The sequence below is a fragment of the Bacteriovorax sp. DB6_IX genome (genome assembly GCF_000447775.1).
Taxonomy (GTDB): Bacteria; Bdellovibrionota; Bacteriovoracia; order Bacteriovoracales; family Bacteriovoracaceae; genus Halobacteriovorax_A.
In genome coordinates, this window is the sequence record NZ_AUNJ01000360.1 from 1 (window position 1) to 324 (window position 324).

1 protein-coding gene is annotated in these 324 nt (G+C 33.6%); it reads left to right on the forward strand.

What is annotated here, in order from left to right:
- Nucleotides 1-64 precede the first annotated feature (64 nt).
- On the forward strand, nucleotides 65-324 hold a 260-nt coding region (locus M901_RS11105; RefSeq protein WP_034721841.1), incomplete at its 3' end, for a hypothetical protein.

Sequence of the window (324 nt, forward strand, 5' to 3'; positions counted from 1 at the left end):
TGTTTAATGTTCACTCTGATTCTTGTTAAAATAGAAGTATTGAGAGTTCAAAACTGAGGGATTTATGAAGTACCTACTTCTTCTTTTTCTAATTCAACTAATTTCTATCAATGTCTTTGCTGATGTTCAGACTTCTTACATGAAGGCGAGAAAGCAGTATATGCTTGAGTACACTGTTTTTGGCGTCGATGAATGTCTTAGCCAAAACCAAGAGAAATTAGTTGTTGAAAAGTCAGAGAAGGAACTTGATAAAATTGTTGTTGGATCTAAGGAGTATTTCAATCTTCTCGCTCAGTGTTTTCAAAAATTCCATAGTCAATGTGT